The organism is Micromonospora sp. NPDC004551 (genome assembly GCF_040609975.1).
Lineage (GTDB): Bacteria > Actinomycetota > Actinomycetes > Mycobacteriales > Micromonosporaceae > Micromonospora.
In genome coordinates this window covers 56,908-72,374 of record NZ_JBEXLM010000017.1, presented here as the reverse complement: position 1 = coordinate 72,374, position 15,467 = coordinate 56,908, and the positions used below count along the sequence as shown (strand labels likewise).

Genomic DNA, 15,467 nt, shown 5'->3' with positions numbered 1-15,467 from the left:
GGCCGGGACACTCGTCATCGCACAGCGCTACGGGATGGGCATAGGGTGGATCGTCATGGCAGGGATCCGGCAGATCCTGCTCGTCCAGGGCGGCGGCGCGGGCGTGCACGACGAATGGGACGACAAGCTGTTCGACAGCCTGCGGCGGGAACTCGGGAACGGATGCGAGGTCCGCTACCCGCGCATGCCCGACGAGGACGATCCGAGCTACGCCAGGTGGGGTCCGGCGCTCCGGCGGGAGATGGCGGCCCTGGACGACGGCGCGGTCGTCGCCGGGCACTCGGTGGGCGCGACGATCCTCGTCCATGCGCTCGCCGAGCGGCCGCCGGAGCGGGAACTCGGTGCGATCGTGCTGATCGCCGCCCCGTTCGTCGGCGCGGGCGGCTGGCCCGGTGCGGAGTTCGAGCTGCCGCACGACCTCGGTTCGAGGCTGCCGCACGGCGTGCCGGTGCACGTGTTCCATGGCCTGGAGGACGAGACCGCCCCACCGTCGCATGCCGACCTGTACGCCCGCGCCGTCCCGCAGGCACAGCTGCACCGGCTCTCCGGACGCGATCACCAGCTGAACAACGACCTGAGCGAGGTCGCGAGGGCGATCAGCCTGACGACCCGTCACACCGGGGGACGGTGAGGAGCCGCCGATCGTTCCGGTAACACCCGCGTCCCGCCGTGCGAAGAAGGGATGTGACCGGCTACGAGAGAGGGCGGCCCGTGCATGATCCTGGCTCAGTGGAGGGTGACATCTCCGGCATCGGTGCCGATCCGGCGGCCTTCGAGGCCTTCTACCGGCGGCACGTGGAGGCGGTGGGCCGTTTCGTGGCCCGGCGGGTCGACGACCCCCACCTCGCCGCCGACCTGACCGCCGACGTGTTCCTGGCGGTGATCGAGTCGGCGGCGGGCTACCGGCCGGACCGGGGTAGCCAGGTCGCCTGGCTGTTCGGGGTGGCCCGCAACGTCATCGCCGACGAGCGGCGTCGGGCGGCCCAACGGCTGCGGGTGACCGGCCGCCTGTCCGGACGACGAGACCTGGACGCCGACGACATCGCCCGCATCGAGGAGCGGATCGACGCCGAGTCGGCGGCGCGCCGTACGTGCCGGGCGTTGAGCGGGTTGCCCGAACGCACCCGGGCACTGGTCGAGAGCGTCGCCGTTGACGGCCTCACCGTCGCGGAGGCGGCGGCCGCGCTCGGGATGTCCCCGGTCGCCGCCCGGGTCCGCCTGCACCGCGCCCGCCGCCTCGTCCGTGCCGTGCTGGCGCGACCGGCCACCAGGCTCGCCTGATCGAAGGGAGACGACGCCATGACCAAGATCGAGCAGTCCCCGCACGGCTTCGAGGAGCAACTCCTCACGGATCTGAAGGCCCACATCGTCCGGCGCCCCGAGACGGTTCCGGCGGCCCGCCCGGTCGGGCACCGCACCCGGTTCCTGCGCGGTTGGCGCCTCGCCGGAGCGTTCGGGCTCACGGTGGCGCTGACCGCCGGTGTCCTGGCGGCCCAGACGATGGGGCTGGGCCACCAGCCGCCGCCCGCGGCGAGCGCGTCGGAGATCCTCCGTCTGGCGGCCGATGCCGCCCGCCGGCAGCCCGAGCTCACCGCCCGGCCCGACCAGTACGTGTTCACGGAGTCTCTGGCGACGAGCCGGGAGAGGCCGGACGCCGGCCCGTACCGCACCACGCGGGTGCAGCTGTGGCAGTCGGCCGGGGGAGTCGCGCACCCGCAGGCGCGGTACCGGCCGGAGAGCGTACCGGACGGGTGGGGCGATCTGCGGGTGCTTCGCCCGAGCGATCCCGCGGATCCTCGCAGGGAACTCGACGAGCTCCCGTCGCCCGCGTACCACGGCGACCTGCCCGCCGACCCGGACCGGCTGCTCCGCTACCTCCGGGAACACCCGGTCGATCTGCACCTGCCAGACGGGGCCGACGAGAAGGCCGTGTACGGGAGCGAGAACATGCCGTACGTGACGGCGCGGTCGATGCTCGACGGCTACGTGCCGCCCCGGGCGCTGGCGGCGCTGTTCGAACTGCTGGCGCGGGAGCCCGGAGCGGTAGTCGTACCGGGCGACGTGGTCGACGCTGCGGGCCGGCACGGCGTGGCCGTCCGCATGCCTGGTGTCATCGGGGGCGCCAACGACTTCGTCTTCGACCGGGACAGCCACGTCTACCTCGGTACCCGCCGATCGGTGGTGCGTGACGGGAAGGAATCGCCGGAATCGGCCGTCGCGCGACTGCGGATCGCGATCGTCGACCGGCCGGGTCAGCTGCCCTGACCGGCGGCGGCCTCGCCCTCAGCCCTCGATGAGCAGGCGGTCGCGGACCTCGCGGCGGAGCACCTTGCCGATCTGCGAGCGGGGCAGCTCCTCGACCACCACCACCCGGCGCGGCACCTTGTAGCCGGCGAGGTGCTGGCGGCAGGCCGAGCGGACCGAGTCCGGGCCGGTCCCCACCCCGGGGTCCAGCACCACGGCGGCGACCACCTCCTCGCCGTCCCCGGTGGGCACGCCGACCGCGGCGGCCTCGCGGACGCCGGGGATCCGGAGCAGAGCCTCCTCCACCTCCGACGGGTAGACGTTGAACCCGCCCGTGATGATCAGCTCCTTGATCCGGTCGACCACGGTGACGAAGCCGTCGGCGTCCATGGTGACCACGTCGCCCGTGCGCAGCCAGCCGTCGGGCAGCAGCACCCGGGCCGTCTCGTCGGGGCGGTTCCAGTAGCCGGCGAACACCTGCGGGCCGCGGACCAGCAGCTCGCCAGGCTCGCCGGGGGCGCGGTCGCGGGCCGGGTCCTCGGGGTCGACCAGGCGCACCTCGGTGGACGGGAACGGCACCCCGACGGTGCCGGGCCGGCGGGTCGGCGCGACCGGGTTGCCCAGGGTGATCGGGGAGGTCTCGGTCATCCCGTAGCCCTCGACCAGCAGGCCGCCGGTCACCGACTCCCACAGGTCCACGGTGGCCGGCGGGAGCGCCATCGCACCGGAGATGGCGTAGCGGATGGAGGTCAGGTCGACGCCGCGTTCCCGGGCCGCGGCGGCGAGCCGCCCGTAGATCGGGGGGACGGCGGGCAGGAAGGTCGGCGGGCGGCGGCGTGCCGCGTCGAGCACCTGGTCGACGTCGAAGCGGGGGAAGAGCACCAGGGTGGCGCCGATGCTCACCGCGAAGGTGAGGCAGAGGGTCAAGCCGTACGCGTGGAACAGCGGCAGCACCGCGTACACCGTCTCGGCGCCGTCGCGGAGGCCGGGCACCCAGGCCCGGCCCTGCGCGGCGTTGGCCCGCAGGTTGCGGTGGGTCAGCACGGCGCCCTTCGGAACGCCCGTGGTGCCGCCGGTGTACTGGAGCAGCGCGACGTCCGTGGGCCGGGGGGCGGGATGGTCGGCGGCCAGCGGGGCGGCCCCGGCGACCAGCGCCGACCAGGAGAGCGCCTCGGGGGCCGGGGTGGTCATCGCGGCGCGGGCGGCGCGGACCTTGGGCAGCGGCAGCCGCAGCGCCCAGCGCTTGAGCCGCGGCAGCGCCCCGGTCAGGTCGACGGCCACCACCGTCTCGACGGCACCCCGCCCGGTGACCAGCTCCGCGACCTTGTCCCACACCACGGCCACCCGGGCGCCGTGGTCGGTGAGCTGGTGGGCCAGCTCGTCGGCGGTGTAGAGCGGGTTGTGCTCGACCACGATCGCGCCGAGGCGCAGCACCGCGTAGAAGGCGACCACGTGCTGGGGGCAGTTCGGCAGCACCAGGGCGACCCGGTCGCCCTTCCCGACGCCGAGCCGGCGCAGCGCCTCGGCCGCGCGGGCGACCTGGTCGGCGAGGTCGGCGTAGGTGGTGGTGGCGCCGTAGAAGTCGAGCGCGACGCGGGGCCCGAACCGGCGGGCGGCGTCGGTGAGCAGGTCGACCAGCGAGCCGGCCGGCTCGGCGATCTCGGCCGGTACGCCGGGGGCGTAGCTGCGCGTCCAGGGCCGCTGCGCGGTCGCGTCCATCGCCGTCTCTCCTCGCTGCCGGATGACGGCCCTCAGCCTAACTTAACCGCTGGGTAACTTACGGCAGAGTAACTTGCTGAGTTCGTCACACGGCGGCAGGTCAGCGGCGTGGGGTGCCCCTCTGTGTGACCCGTCGGCCCCGCACGAAGGCCAGCACGATGAGCACCACCAGCGCGATCAGGCCGATGATGAGCAGCCAGCGGACCGCCTCCAGGAACAGCCCCAGCAGGATGAGCACGGCGGCCACGACGCCGACGATCCAGAGCAATGCCCGCATGTCATCCTCCCGGGAGTGCGGTGGGCCGCCCGCTTTCCCACAACGGCTCCCGTCATGCGCGCCCGGGCCGGTCAGTGCCGGGCCACGTACACGGTGTTCGCGGCCTCCCGGCCCTGCAACGGGTTGGGGAAGCGGACGACGTGCGCCACCGAGGTCGGGAACACCTCGGTCAGCGTCCGCTGGAACGCCGGGTCGGGCGGGTCGTTCGACCAGAGCGCGAACACCCCGTCGGGGTGCAGCAGCGCGGCCAGCCGGCGCAGCCCGTCCACCGTGTAGAAGTCGGCGTGGCTGGGGTGCAGCACCTGGCGCGGAGAGTGGTCCACGTCGAGCAGCACGGCGTGGAACCGGCGCCCCGGCGCCTCCGGATCGAACCCGTCGCCGCCGGCGACCGCCGCGAAGAAGTCCGCCCGCACGAACCGGGTCCGGGAGTCGGCGGCCAGCCCGGCGGCGAACGGCAGCAGGTCGCGGCGGTGCCAGTCGATCACGTCCTCGATCGCCTCGACCACCACCAGCGAGCGCACCCGGGGATCCTCCAGCGCGGTGCGCGCCGTGTAGCCCAGACCGAGCCCGCCCACCACCACGTCCAGGGCCCCGCCGGTCAGTGGGGCCAGCCCGAGCCGGGCGAGTTCGATCTCCGCCACCGGGAAGAGGCTGGACATGAGGAACTCGTCGTCGAGCTTCACCTCGTACACGTCGACGTCGAGTGACGGGTCGCGGCGCCGGCGCAGGCTGATCTCGCCGATCGGCGTCTCCCGCCAGGCCAGTTCCTCGAAGCGTGCGCCCACGGGTGTCCTCTCCGCCGGTCCGTGACCGGATGCTACCGGCCGGTCGCCCGGCGGCCCGAGGTTATGGGCGGCGCGGCCGTTTTTCCCCTCTGCCGGCATCGGCGGGCCGGCGACGGGTACGCCGCCGACGACTCGAACCCGGCGCGGCGGGTGGGGTCGAGGACGCCGGAAAGGGGAGCGAGCGTGGCGGAGATGCTGGCCGGACGGCTGCACGTGGCCGAGCGGGCGCTGCGGATGGAGTCGGTGCCGGTGCCCGAACCGGGGCGCGGGCAGGTGCGGATCCGGGTGGCCGCGGCCGGGGTGTGCCTGTCGGACGTGCACCTGATCGACGGGACCCTGACCCCGCTGTACCTCGGCGGGGACGTGGTGACCCTCGGTCACGAGGTGGCGGGGACGGTGGACGCGCTCGGTGACGGGGTGACGGGCTGGCAGCCGGGGCAGCGGGTGCTGCTCCAGGCGGGGGAGCGGGACCGGTTCGGCCTCGTGCTCACCCGGGGCGTCGACTACGACGGCGGCTGGGCCGAGTACGCCCTGGCCCGCGAAGACACCCTGGTCCCCGTCCCGGACCTGCTCCCGTTCGAGCAGGCCTGCATCATCCCCGACGCGGTCTCCACGCCGTGGGCGGCGGTGACCGAGACCGCCCGGGTCCGGCCGGCGGAGGCGGCCGCCGTGTGGGGCGTCGGCGGCCTCGGCGCGCACGCGGTGCAGTTGCTGCTGCTGGTCGGCGCCGCCCCGGTGATCGCCGTGGACCCGCTGCCGGCGGCCCGGGACCGGGCGGTCGCCCTCGGGGCGGACGTGGCGCTCGACCCGGCGGACGACGGCTTCAAGGACGCCGTGCTCGAACTCGTCGGCACCCGGGGACTCGACGTGGCCTTCGACTTCGCGGGCGTCAACGCGGTCCGCGAGCAGGCCATGACCGTGCTCGGCCGGCACGGCCGCCTGGTGCTCGCCGGCATCGCCAACCAGCCGGTCAGCATCCCGTCGGACAGCCGGTTCACCTACAACCGGCAGGCGGTGCTCGGCCACTACGGCTCCGAGGCCGAGCACGTCGGGCAGTTGGTGACCCTCACGGGGCTGGGCCGGCTCGACCTGTCCGCCTCGGTCAGCGACGTGCTGCCGCTGGCCGACGCGCCGGAGGCGGTGCGCCGGGTGCACGAGAAGGAGGGCAACCCGATCCGGCTGATCCTGCGACCCTGACCGGCCGCGGCACCGGTCACTCAGGGCGGCTCGCCACGACGACCGTGTCGAGCGCGTCGACGGTGCGGCCGTTCGTGGTGGCCACCGGACGGCGGGCGGTCTCGGCGCGCCGGATGTGCAACCCGGCCAGCCCGTCGACCACCGCCTCCGGGGTGAGCAGGACGGCCGGGTCCTGCGGCCCGCCGGTGCCACCCGACAGGTTCGCCAGGTCGTGGCCGACCACCACGAGGCTCCCGCCGGGGCGCAGCGCCTGCCGGGCCGCGGCCAGCACCCCGGCGAGATCGGCGGCGGGCAGGTGCAGGTAGCTGATGAGCACCAGGTCGTAGCTGCCCGGCACCGGCCGGTACGCGGTGACGTCGGCGACCCGCCACTCGACCTCGACGCCGCGCCCGGCGGCCAGCTCGCGTCCCCGGCCGACGGCGACCGGCGAGAAGTCCACCGCGGTGACCCGCCAGCCCTGCTCGGCCAGCCAGACCGCGTTGCGTCCCTCACCGGCGGCCAGGTCCAGCGCGGCGCCGGGCGTCAGGCCGGTGACCGACTCGACCACGAACCGGTTCGGCTCAGCGCTCCACACCAGACCCGGCGTGCTCGCGTACCGGCTGTCCCAGGCGCTGCTGTCCACTGTGTCTCCTCCTCCGGTGGCCCCACACCGCCATGGTGACCGTACCGGCTGCGGCGAGCGCCCCCAGGGTGAGTCCCGCCATCGGGGACAGCTGCTGGGCGAGGACGAAGATGCCCATCACCACCACGAACCAGCCGAACGACTTACGCAGGAGGTCGGCGGGAATCCTCCCGGCGAGCCGGCCGCCGAGAAGGCTGCCGACGACGGCGGCGGCGGTGACCGCGAGGGCGAGGCCCCAGTCGATGCTCACGCTGGAGAGGTAGCCGGCCAGGCCGGCGAAGGACTTCATCGCGATGACCACCAGTGAGGTGCCGACGGCGACGGGCATGGGCAGGCCGCCCAGCAGGGCCAGGGCGGGCACCACGAGGAAGCCGCCGCCCGCGCCGACCAGCCCGGTGACCAGACCGACGACGATCCCGTCGAGGATCACCCGGAACACCGGCAGCTCGTGCGGCACCGGCCCGCCCTCGGCGGTGCGCCGGCCACGGATCATCGCGATCGCGGTGGCCAGCATCATCACGGCGAAGCCGGTGAGCAGGAAGCCCGCCGGGACGAACTCCGCCAGCCGGCCGCCCGCGTAGGCGCCGGTCATGCCGGCCAGGCCGAAGATCAACCCGGTGCGCCAGCGGACCCGACCGGCACGGGCGTGCGGCAGCACGCCCACGGCGCTGGTGGCGCCGACGACGAGCAGGGAGGTGGCGATCGCCTCCTTGGCCGGCAGGTCGGCGACGTAGACCAGCAGCGGGACGGCGAGGATCGACCCGCCGCCGCCGAGCAGGCCGAGGCTGATCCCGATCAGCACGGCCAGGCCGACGGTGAGCAGCAGGGACGGGGTCATGCCCGCTCCCCGTTGCCCTCGCGCAACTGGCCGACGACCGTGTCGAGGTCGCAGCTGGCGCCCCGGTTGTACGGCAGCTTGCTGAGCAGCATGCCCATGGCGCAGGTGTTGGTGACCGCGGCGAAGGTGAGGCCGGCGCCGATGAACGCGGCGACCCACTTCAGGCCCGGCACGAACACCGAGCCGACGATGCTGGCCAGGACGATGGCGCCGGCGACGAGACGGACCTGCCGCTCCAGGTCCCAGCGGGGAGTGCCCTGCCTGGTCGGCGCGTTCGCCGCCTGCCAGGCGAGCATGCCGCCGTCGAGGACCTTCAGGTTCGGCAGTCCGACCCCGGCCAGTGTCTGCCCGGCCTGGGTTGCGCGGGCGCCCGAGCGGCAGATCAGCACCACGTCCTCGGCCAGGTGGTTACGCAGTTCCTCGCGGTGTTCCTTGAGCAGGTCCAGCGGGACGTTGTAGGCGCCGGGGATGTGCACGGTCTCGAACTCGGCCGGGGTCCGCACGTCGAGCAGCCGGGGGGAGCGCCCGGAGTCGATCAGTTCCCGCAGGGTGGCGGCGTCCAGCGTGGCCGGGCGGGTGGTCTCGGAAGTAGTCATTTCTCCTCGTTCAGGGACGAATCGCCATGGTTGACGGCAGGGTGGATCGCCGGCCGGCGCGCGGTGGCGCCGGCCGGGACCAGGGGTACGGGTCAGGCGTTGCCGGACATGGCGACACCCGCCGCCTCGGCCCGGTCGAACCTGTCGTCGATGACGACGACCTCGCGGCCGGCGTTGGCCAGCAGCGACGCGGCGGCGGTGGCGCGGTAGCCGGAGCCGCAGTGCACCCAGACCGCGCCGGGCGGCACGTCGGCGAGCCGGTGGGGCAGGTCGGGCAGCGGGATGTGGACGGCGCCCTCGACGTGGCCGGCGCGCCACTCGTTGGTCATCCGCACGTCGAGCACGACGTCCGGGGTGGGCAACTCGGCCGGGGTGTTCCCGGCGCGGGCCGCGGCCAGTGCCGGGAAGTCGGCCATCCGCAGCTCGCGGAGCTGGTCGGGCGTGGCCGCCCACTGCTCGGCCGTGCCGGTGGCCTGCGCGGCCGGCCGGTCGATGCCGATCCGGACCAGCTCGCGCTGGGCGTCGGCGACCTGCTCGGCGGTCTCGGCGAGCAGCGTGATGGGCGTGCCCCAGTCGATCAGCCAGCCCAGCCAGGTCGACATCGGGCCGTCCAGCGCGAGACTGACCGTGCCGGCCAGGTGCGAGGCCGCGTACGCCTTGCGGTGCCGCAGGTCGACCACCCACTCCCCGGCGGAGATCCGGTCGCTGAGCTGGGCCGCGTCGGCCCGGGCGACCGGGGTGAGGTCGACGGGGGCCGGGCCGGCGCTGTTCGCCACGCCCATGTGGGCGTAGTACGCCGGGTAGGCGTCCAGGCCGGCGAGGGTCTGGGTGACGAACTCGTCCGCGGCCAGTCGCAGCACCGCGTTCGCCTGCTTCTCCCGCCCGATGGTCGAGTCCGGGGCGTCGGCCTGGCTGGCCGAGCAGAAGCTGCCGAAGCCGTGTGTGGGCCACACCTGGGCCCCGTCGGGCAGCAGGTCGGCGAGCCGCCGCGCCGAGGCGTGCTGGTGGTGGGCCAGTGCGTGGGCGTGCTCCTGGCCGAGCAGGTCGGTGCGTCCGGTGGTGCCGAACAGCAGCGAGCCGCCGGTGAAGACGCCCGCCGGCTGCCAGCCGCCGTCGGTGGCCTCGTCGAGGACGTACGACAGGTGGTGGAAGGTGTGGCCGGGGGTGCCGACCACGCGGAGCCGCAGCCGGTCGGAGACGGGCACCCTGTCGCCGTCGGTCACCGGCATCCGGTCGAAGCCGACCTCGTCGTCGGCGGCCACCAGGTACCGGGCGCCGGTGATCCGGGCGAGTTCCCGACCCCCGGAGACATAGTCGTTGTGGATGTGCGTCTCCACCACGTGGGTGATCCGCACGCCCTTGGCGCCGGCGAGGTACAGGATCCGGTCGATGTCGCGCTGGGGGTCGACCACGATCGCCACCTGACCGTCGGAGGCCAGGTAGCTGCGATCGCCGAGCGAGGACGTCGCGATGACGGACACCTCGACTGACATGTGCTGTTCTCCTCTCTTTCCCCATATACCCCGGGGGGTATGTGGGAGACAGACGTCGGCCCGGGTCCCGGGCGTGTGTTTACCCGCCCTCGCCGCGATCACGCGGCGAGGGCGGTGGATTCCTCGGTCAGGCCAGGGCGAGGAAGAGCTTCTCCAGCTCCTCCTCGGTCATCTCCGGCTCCTCGCCCCGCTCCCGGGCGGTGCCGCAGTGCCGCATGCCGGACGCGATGATCTTGAAGCCGGCCCGGTCGATGGCCTTGGACACGGCCGCGAGCTGGGTCAGGGCGGCCCGGCAGTCCTCGCCGCTCTCCATCATCTCGATGACGGCGTTGAGCTGGCCCCGGGCCCGCTTGAGCCGGGTCAGCGCCTCGCTGGTCATCTCGGGTTGAAGCTTCACGGCACTACCTCCTGCCATCAACATACCCCAGGGGGTACCGGTCTGCCAGTGGATACCCCCACGGGTATGCGCAACCGCCCGGTTCTCCGGCGGATTCCCCGCCTGAGTGGCGCGTCACCGGATCCCGGGTGCCCGACCCCCGCGGCCGACCACCATGGGCGTGAAGGGGGCAGACGCCATGAGCTACGCGATGACCACCCGGGTGCCCGCCGGGTTCGCCCCGACGCTGGAGCGCGTCCGGGCGGCCCTGAAGGACCAGGGTTTCGGGGTGCTGACCGAGATCGACCTGCGCGCGACGCTGCGCGACAAGCTCGGGGTCGACCTCGCGGACTACGTCATCCTCGGGGCCTGCAACCCGCCCCTGGCGCACCGCGCGGTGCGGGCGGACCCGGCGATCGGCCTGCTCCTGCCGTGCAACGTGGTGGTCCGCGCCGACGGGCCGGACGGCACGGTGGTGCAGGCCATGGATCCGCAGGTCATGGTGCGGCTCAGTGAGGAGCCCGAGCTGCGGGCGGTCGCCGACGAGGCTGCCGCCCGGCTGCGGGCGGCGCTGGATGCCGTGACCGCCTGAATTCGCGGCGGTCCAGGTCCGGGCATCTGTGGCCGGTGCGCCGGCTCACTCGGGAATGTCGATGCGCGTCCGGCGGGTTAGAGTCGACGTGGGATACCCCCGGGGGTATACGGACTCGAGGAGGAGATGAGCATGCGAGAGGTCGACCTGGCGGAGTTCGCCGCCGCGCACGCCGGAGGGGCGGTCGCCGTGGACGTGCGGGAGCCGTTCGAGTACGTCGAGGGACACGTGCCCGGCGCCCGCTCGGTGCCGCTGGCCCAGTTGCCGACCGTGGTCGGGGAACTGCCGCGCAACCGTCCCGTCTACGTCATCTGCGCCAGCGGCAACCGGAGCCTTGCCGCCGCGCAGTTCCTGGCCCGCGCCGGCATCGACGCCCGCTCGGTCCGCGGCGGCACCGGCGGATGGGCCCGCAGTGGCCGCCCCGTCGTCGCCGGGGTGGACGACCCGGCCGCCTGAGCCGGGCCGGGCCGGTGCTTCCGGGAGGCGGGGCCGTCCGCCCGAAGTATACCCCCAGGGGTATCAGTTACCGCGAGTGCATTGCCAGTCATCATTGCGAAGGAGTTCGGCACGATGTTGTTCACCCAGTACTACCTCGACTGCCTGTCCCAGGCGTCGTACCTGGTCGCCGACGAGAGCACCGGGCGGGCGGTGCTCGTCGACCCACGCCGGGACGTCGACGACTACCTGACCGATGCGCGGGCGCACGGCCTGACCATCGAAGGGGTGATCAACACCCACTTCCACGCCGATTTCCTCGCCGGGCACCTCGAGGTGGCCGCCGCGACCGGCGCGTGGATCGGCTACGGCCGGCGGGCCGAGACCGAGTACCCGAGCCGCAAGCTCACCGACGGGGAGCGGATCAGCCTCGGGGACGTGACGCTGGAGATCATGGAGACCCCGGGACACACCCCGGAATCGGTCAGCATCCTCGTCTACGAGCACGCCGCCGACCCGGTGCCGTACGGGGTGCTCACCGGCGACGCGCTGTTCATCGGCGACGTGGGCCGGCCCGACCTGCTCGCCTCGCTCGGCGCCACGGCCGACGACCTCGGCCGGATGCTCTACGACAGCGTGCAGCGCAAGCTGATGGGCCTGCCCGACGAGGTCCGCGTCTTCCCGGCGCACGGAGCCGGCTCGGCCTGCGGCAAGAACCTCTCCACCGAGCGGCAGTCCACCATCGGCGAGCAGCGCCGCACCAACTACGCCTGTGCGCCGATGAGCGAGGACCGGTTCCTCGACCTGGTCACCGGCGGCCAGCCGGCCGCACCCGGCTACTTCGCGTACGACGCGGTGCTCAACCGCAAGGCCCGGGAGCTGTTCGACCACAGCCGGGTCCCGCGCGCGCTCGGCGCCGCCGAGTTCGCCCGGGCCCGCGCCGGGGGCGCGCTGGTCGTCGACGCCCGCGACCCCCAGGAGTTCGCCACCGGCCACGTCCGGGGAGCGATCAACATCCCGGCCGACGGCCGGTTCGCCGAAACCGCCGGCAGCGTGGTCGCGCCGGACCGCGAGGTTCTGGTGGTCGCCCCGGAGGACCGGGAGGAGGAGATCGTCGTCCGCCTCGCCCGGATCGGCTTCGACCACGTGGCGGGTCACCTGCGCGAGCCCGGGCGCGCGTTCCTCGAGATGGCCGCCGACCTGACCCCGGCCAGCCGGGTCACCGCCACCGAACTGCGCGCGGCGCTGGACACCGCCACACCGCCGCTGGTGCTGGACGTCCGCAACTCCGGAGAGCGGGAGCAGGGCGCCGTCGACGGCTCGCGGCACATCCCGCTCGCGGAGCTCGCCCGCCGCGTCGACGAGGTGCCGGCCGACCGGCCGGTCGTGGTGCACTGCGCCGGCGGCTACCGCTCCTCCGTCGCGGCCAGCCTGCTCCGCAACGCCGGCCGGACGGACGTCTCCGACCTGCTCGGCGGATTCGGCGCCTGGCAGTCCCTGCACGCCGCCGTCTGACCGCCCGGCCGCGGGTGGCCGGGGATCCCCCGGCCACCCGCCCGACGTCTTGGAGAAGACATGACGGCGACCTCCGCCGCGCCGAGGCTGGGACTGCGGGCGAACGCCGCCCAGTTCCTCCTGCTCGTCGTGGTCAATGCGCTGGTCGGCGGCGTGCTCGGCACCGAGCGCACCGTGCTGCCGCTCCTCGGCGCGCGGGAGTTCCACCTGACCGCGTACACCGCCGCGCTGACGTACATCCTCGCCTTCGGTGCGACCAAGGCGGTGACGAACTTCTTCGCCGGCACCCTCGCCGACCGGTACGGCCGCCGACCGGTGCTGCTGGCCGGCTGGCTGGTGGCGATCCCGGTGCCGCTGCTGCTGATCTGGGCGCCGAGCTGGGGCTGGGTGGTCGCCGCCAACGTGCTGCTCGGCCTCAACCAGGGACTCGCCTGGTCCACCACGGTGATCATGAAGATCGACGTGGCCGGGCCGCACCGGCGCGGCCTCGCCATGGGGCTGAACGAGGCGGCCGGCTACCTGGCGGTGGCCGGCACCGCGCTGGCCACCGGCGCCCTCGCCGCGCGGTACGGGCTGCGGCCGGCGCCGTTCCTGCTCGGCGCCGCCTACGTCGCCGTGGGCCTGGGCCTGTCCGCGCTGCTCGTCCGGGAGACGCGGGGCCACGCCCACCACGAGGCCGCCACCCACCGGGGCGGCGCCCACCACGGCGGCCTCACCACGAGGCGGGTCCTGGCCCTGGTCAGCTGGCGGGAACCGGCGCTCAGCTCGGCCAGCCAGGCGGGCCTCGTGAACAACCTCAACGACGGCCTCGCCTGGGGGCTGTTCCCGGTGCTCTTCGCCGCGGCCGGGCTCTCCCTGCCCCGGATCGGCCTGCTGGCGGCCCTCTACCCCGCGGTGTGGGGACTCGGTCAACTCGTCACCGGTCCGCTCGCCGACCGCGTCGGCCGCAAGCCCCTCATCGTGGTCGGGATGCTGACCCAGGCCGGTGCACTCGGACTGATCGCCGGCGCCCACGGCTTCGGCGGATGGGCGGCGGGCGCGGTGCTGCTCGGCGCCGGCACCGCGATGGTGTACCCCGCGCTGCTGGCCGCCGTCGGTGACGTCGCCCACCCGGCGTGGCGCGCCCGCGCCGTGGGCGTCTACCGGCTCTGGCGGGACGGCGGGTTCGCCGTGGGCGCCCTGTCGGCCGGCCTGCTCGCGGACCTCGTCGGCATCCGGGGCGCCACCTGGGCGGTGGCGGGACTCACCGCCGCGTCCGGTCTGCTCGTCGCGCTGCGGATGTACGAGACCCACGTCCGGCCCGCCCCGGCCGGCTGACGGCACCACGCAGGGTCCACAAAGGATCGACGGAGCGTCTATCCTGTGCGCCGAAGCACCCGGCGGAAGGGATCCGATGCCGTCGCGGCAGGACCAGCTCCACTCGTACCAGTTCACCGTCCACCGGGCGGTCACGGCGCTGGTGATGCGGGAGACCGACCCGGCGCAGTCGCCGTTCCGCCGGCTGGCCGGCGCCGGCCTGGCCAGCGTGCTGGTCGCCGTGATCGCGCTCGGCGGGGTCGCCCTCTACGGCCTGTTCTCGGGCGGTCGCAGCGCCTGGCGCGACCCGGGCGCGGTGATCGTGGAGAAGGAGTCCGGCGCCCGGTTCGTCTACCGGGAGGAGAAGCTGCACCCGGTCCTCAACTACGCCTCGGCGCTGCTGGTGATCGGCGCGGATCGGCCGAAGACCGTGCTGGTCTCCCGCCGCTCCATCGAGGGCGTGCCGCGCGGCCTGCCGCTCGGCATCGCCGACGCCCCCGACTCGCTGCCCGCGCCGGGCCGGCTCGCCACCGGGGCGTGGACGGTCTGCTCGGTCACCGCCGCCGAGGCGGGGCGCACGGACGTCCGTTCCGCGCTGCTCATCGGGCGGGACGCCACCGGCGGCCGGTCCCTCGGCGACCAGGGCCTGCTGCTGCGCCATCCCGACGGCAGCCTGCACCTGATCTGGCACGAGCGGCGCTACCTGCTCCGCGACACCGAGCGGGTGCTCGCCGCGCTGGCCACCACCCGGGAGCGGGCGGTGCCGGTGGCCCCGGCGCTGCTCCACACCGTGCCGGCCGGCGCCGACCTGGCGCCGCCCCCGCTGCGCGGCCTGGGCAGCCCGTCCGAGCGGGTCACCGGCGCGACCGTCGGGGACGTCTACCTGGTCCGTAACTCCGGCGGCGGCCGGCAGTACGCGGTGGCCGCGCGCAGCGGCCTGGCCGGCGTCACCGAGTTGCAGGCCGCCCTGCTGCTCGCCCGCACCGGCCAGGGCGACCCGGAACCGATCACCGTCGGCCGGTTCGCGGCCCTGCCGAAGCTCCCGGACCTGGTGCCCACCGGGCCGGCCGCCCCGCCCGCCGTCCCGCCCGCGCTGGCCACCATGGAGGGCGGCGCGCTCTGCGCCCGGGCCGGCGACGACAGCGGCGTACGCGAGGTCCGGCTCGGCGTCACCCCGCCGGACCTCTCCGCCGCCGCCCGCACGCCGGCCGGCCGGAGCGGGCTGGCGGACCAGGTGCTGGTCGAGCCCGGGCGGGGCGCACTTGTCGAGTCGGTCGCCGCTCCCGGCGCCACCGGCGGCGCGGTGTGCGTGGTCACCGACCTGGGCCGGCGCTACGCGCTGGCCGGCGCCGAGGTGCCCGGCATGCTCGGCTACGCCGGGGTGCGTCCGGTCCGCCTGCCGGCGGGCCTGGTCAGCCTGGTGCCGGCCGGCAGCCCGCTCGACCCGGCCGCCGCCCGCACCGTGGCCGCCCCGGCCTGACC

17 protein-coding genes are annotated in these 15,467 nt (G+C 74.5%); 9 read left to right on the top strand and 8 right to left on the bottom strand.

Features of this window, described 5'->3' with window-relative positions; genetic code table 11:
• Positions 1-55: 55 nt before the first annotated feature.
• From ABZW14_RS20530 to ABZW14_RS20520, 3 genes are all read left to right on the top strand, one after another.
• Complete coding sequence (locus ABZW14_RS20530; RefSeq protein WP_355348646.1) at positions 56-631, top strand: alpha/beta hydrolase; 576 nt, start codon at positions 56-58, stop codon at positions 629-631.
• A 98-nt stretch (positions 632-729) separates the two neighbouring features.
• Complete coding sequence (locus tag ABZW14_RS20525) at positions 730-1,281, top strand: sigma-70 family RNA polymerase sigma factor (protein ID WP_355348643.1); 552 nt, start codon at positions 730-732, stop codon at positions 1,279-1,281.
• Between the two features lie 18 nt (positions 1,282-1,299).
• Positions 1,300-2,265: a CU044_5270 family protein gene (locus ABZW14_RS20520; protein ID WP_355348640.1), complete on the top strand. Its 966-nt coding sequence runs from the start codon at positions 1,300-1,302 to the stop codon at positions 2,263-2,265.
• Between the two features lie 18 nt (positions 2,266-2,283).
• Here the strand turns inward: ABZW14_RS20520 and ABZW14_RS20515 are convergent, their stop codons facing one another.
• The 3 genes from ABZW14_RS20515 to ABZW14_RS20505 all read right to left on the bottom strand — a co-directional run bounded on the left by ABZW14_RS20515 (position 2,284) and on the right by ABZW14_RS20505 (position 5,025).
• The gene (locus ABZW14_RS20515) at positions 2,284-3,963 is read right to left on the bottom strand and encodes a long-chain-fatty-acid--CoA ligase (RefSeq protein WP_355348637.1); all 1,680 of its coding nucleotides are present in this window, start codon (positions 3,961-3,963) and stop codon (positions 2,284-2,286) included.
• 100 nt (positions 3,964-4,063) lie between these two features.
• Positions 4,064-4,240, bottom strand: coding sequence for a hypothetical protein (locus tag ABZW14_RS20510; protein WP_355348634.1), 177 nt, complete (start codon positions 4,238-4,240; stop codon positions 4,064-4,066).
• Between the two features lie 71 nt (positions 4,241-4,311).
• Entirely contained in the window at positions 4,312-5,025 is a 714-nt protein-coding gene (locus ABZW14_RS20505; protein WP_355348631.1) for a spermidine synthase, read from the bottom strand.
• Between the two features lie 192 nt (positions 5,026-5,217).
• On the opposite strand from ABZW14_RS20505, the gene ABZW14_RS20500 reads away from it, so the two are divergent.
• Positions 5,218-6,222 carry a zinc-binding dehydrogenase gene (locus ABZW14_RS20500; protein ID WP_355348844.1) on the top strand — a complete coding sequence of 335 codons (1,005 nt, stop codon included), beginning with the start codon at positions 5,218-5,220 and terminating at the stop codon, positions 6,220-6,222.
• 16 nt (positions 6,223-6,238) lie between these two features.
• Here the strand turns inward: ABZW14_RS20500 and ABZW14_RS20495 are convergent, their stop codons facing one another.
• From ABZW14_RS20495 to ABZW14_RS20475, 5 genes are all read right to left on the bottom strand, one after another.
• The gene (locus ABZW14_RS20495; RefSeq protein ID WP_355348628.1) at positions 6,239-6,844 is read right to left on the bottom strand and encodes a class I SAM-dependent methyltransferase; all 606 of its coding nucleotides are present in this window, start codon (positions 6,842-6,844) and stop codon (positions 6,239-6,241) included.
• Entirely contained in the window at positions 6,783-7,682 is a 900-nt protein-coding gene (locus tag ABZW14_RS20490; protein WP_355348625.1) for a sulfite exporter TauE/SafE family protein, read from the bottom strand. Before ABZW14_RS20490 ends, ABZW14_RS20495 begins: the two co-directional genes overlap by 62 nt.
• Positions 7,679-8,278 carry a rhodanese-like domain-containing protein gene (locus ABZW14_RS20485; RefSeq protein WP_355348622.1) on the bottom strand — a complete coding sequence of 200 codons (600 nt, stop codon included), beginning with the start codon at positions 8,276-8,278 and terminating at the stop codon, positions 7,679-7,681. The genes ABZW14_RS20490 and ABZW14_RS20485 overlap by 4 nt, the downstream gene beginning before the upstream one ends.
• 92 nt (positions 8,279-8,370) lie before the next feature.
• Positions 8,371-9,771 (bottom strand): MBL fold metallo-hydrolase, encoded by a 1,401-nt coding sequence (locus ABZW14_RS20480; protein ID WP_355348619.1) that lies wholly within the window; start codon positions 9,769-9,771, stop codon positions 8,371-8,373.
• Positions 9,772-9,898: 127 nt separating this feature from the next.
• The gene (locus ABZW14_RS20475) at positions 9,899-10,168 is read right to left on the bottom strand and encodes a metal-sensitive transcriptional regulator (RefSeq protein ID WP_355348616.1); all 270 of its coding nucleotides are present in this window, start codon (positions 10,166-10,168) and stop codon (positions 9,899-9,901) included.
• A 160-nt stretch (positions 10,169-10,328) separates the two neighbouring features.
• Here ABZW14_RS20475 and ABZW14_RS20470 point away from each other — a divergent pair, with 160 nt between their 5' ends.
• The 5 genes from ABZW14_RS20470 (at position 10,329) to eccB (ending at position 15,465) form a co-directional block, all read left to right on the top strand.
• Positions 10,329-10,739 (top strand): DUF302 domain-containing protein, encoded by a 411-nt coding sequence (locus tag ABZW14_RS20470; RefSeq protein ID WP_355348613.1) that lies wholly within the window; start codon positions 10,329-10,331, stop codon positions 10,737-10,739.
• A gap of 132 nt (positions 10,740-10,871) precedes the next feature.
• The gene (locus ABZW14_RS20465; RefSeq protein WP_355348611.1) at positions 10,872-11,195 is read left to right on the top strand and encodes a rhodanese-like domain-containing protein; all 324 of its coding nucleotides are present in this window, start codon (positions 10,872-10,874) and stop codon (positions 11,193-11,195) included.
• A 114-nt stretch (positions 11,196-11,309) separates the two neighbouring features.
• Entirely contained in the window at positions 11,310-12,689 is a 1,380-nt protein-coding gene (locus ABZW14_RS20460; RefSeq protein WP_355348608.1) for an MBL fold metallo-hydrolase, read from the top strand.
• Between the two features lie 60 nt (positions 12,690-12,749).
• Positions 12,750-14,006: an MFS transporter gene (locus ABZW14_RS20455; RefSeq protein ID WP_355348605.1), complete on the top strand. Its 1,257-nt coding sequence runs from the start codon at positions 12,750-12,752 to the stop codon at positions 14,004-14,006.
• A gap of 76 nt (positions 14,007-14,082) precedes the next feature.
• Positions 14,083-15,465: a type VII secretion protein EccB gene (gene eccB, locus ABZW14_RS20450; protein ID WP_355348602.1), complete on the top strand. Its 1,383-nt coding sequence runs from the start codon at positions 14,083-14,085 to the stop codon at positions 15,463-15,465.
• The last annotated feature ends 2 nt before the right edge of the window (positions 15,466-15,467 follow it).

Coding starts and splice junctions, on each gene's coding strand:
- ABZW14_RS20530 (WP_355348646.1), top strand. CDS start 56: ATGGCAGGGATCCGGCAGATCCTGCTCGTCCAGGGCGGCGGCGCGGGC.
- ABZW14_RS20520 (WP_355348640.1), top strand. CDS start 1,300: ATGACCAAGATCGAGCAGTCCCCGCACGGCTTCGAGGAGCAACTCCTC.
- ABZW14_RS20515 (WP_355348637.1), bottom strand. CDS start 3,963: ATGGACGCGACCGCGCAGCGGCCCTGGACGCGCAGCTACGCCCCCGGC.
- ABZW14_RS20510 (WP_355348634.1), bottom strand. CDS start 4,240: ATGCGGGCATTGCTCTGGATCGTCGGCGTCGTGGCCGCCGTGCTCATC.
- ABZW14_RS20500 (WP_355348844.1), top strand. CDS start 5,218: ATGCTGGCCGGACGGCTGCACGTGGCCGAGCGGGCGCTGCGGATGGAG.
- ABZW14_RS20490 (WP_355348625.1), bottom strand. CDS start 7,682: ATGACCCCGTCCCTGCTGCTCACCGTCGGCCTGGCCGTGCTGATCGGG.
- ABZW14_RS20485 (WP_355348622.1), bottom strand. CDS start 8,278: ATGACTACTTCCGAGACCACCCGCCCGGCCACGCTGGACGCCGCCACC.
- ABZW14_RS20480 (WP_355348619.1), bottom strand. CDS start 9,771: ATGTCAGTCGAGGTGTCCGTCATCGCGACGTCCTCGCTCGGCGATCGC.
- ABZW14_RS20465 (WP_355348611.1), top strand. CDS start 10,872: ATGCGAGAGGTCGACCTGGCGGAGTTCGCCGCCGCGCACGCCGGAGGG.
- ABZW14_RS20460 (WP_355348608.1), top strand. CDS start 11,310: ATGTTGTTCACCCAGTACTACCTCGACTGCCTGTCCCAGGCGTCGTAC.
- ABZW14_RS20455 (WP_355348605.1), top strand. CDS start 12,750: ATGACGGCGACCTCCGCCGCGCCGAGGCTGGGACTGCGGGCGAACGCC.
- eccB (WP_355348602.1), top strand. CDS start 14,083: ATGCCGTCGCGGCAGGACCAGCTCCACTCGTACCAGTTCACCGTCCAC.